This window comes from Vibrio sp. 03_296 (assembly GCF_002265885.1).
In genome coordinates, this window is the sequence record NZ_NPKW01000462.1 from 1 (window position 1) to 669 (window position 669).

The window sequence follows — 669 nt, forward strand, 5'->3', positions numbered from 1 at the left end:
TAAGTTGATGTTAAATGCCCCATGTTATTTGCCGACCAATAATGTTGGCACCCCATTGGGTACGCTGCGAAGGGTTTCTGGTACCAGTTTTGATTTCAATACAGAAAAAACCATTGGTGCAACCTTGCTACCAAGATTGAGCAGCAACAATGTGCTAAAGGGTATGATTTCACAGCTATACTGTTTGAACGAGAGCGCGATGTGTTCTCTGCCCGTTGCGTGTGTGACCTCGCCTGATGAGTTGATTCGTTTGTCTGTTTGTAGCAACAAACCCGCCATTCAGCTCTATACGGGTAATTGGCTGGCAGGCACACCAAACCGCAGTGGCAGTGAATATCGAGACTATGCAGGCTTGGCGCTGGAGACCCAATTTTTACCGGATTCGCCGAACCATCCGGACTGGCCACAACCCAGTTGCCTACTTTCCCCCGGAGAAGAGTATCGTTACTTTACCTCCTATCGTTTTGATTTTAAACGTTTAAATAAAAGGCTCTGCATGTCGGAGCCTTTTTCATTATTTCCGCAAAAACCACCAGTGCTCTTGGTTGCATATTTTTTAGTGATCCAGTTAACAAACTCAGTGTTGCCAGTGGCAAAGTGTTTCCTCTCTACCATCCTATAAAGAGCATTTATAAAAATAACAAATCTATCAGTCTTGAAAATCTGAGT

At 44.2% G+C, this 669-nt stretch carries 1 pseudogene; it reads left to right on the forward strand.

Features of this window, described 5'->3' with window-relative positions:
• Positions 1-622 (forward strand): annotated as a pseudogene (locus CIK04_RS25405) (hypothetical protein); the annotation flags it as partial.
• Between the last annotated feature and the right edge of the window lie 47 nt (positions 623-669).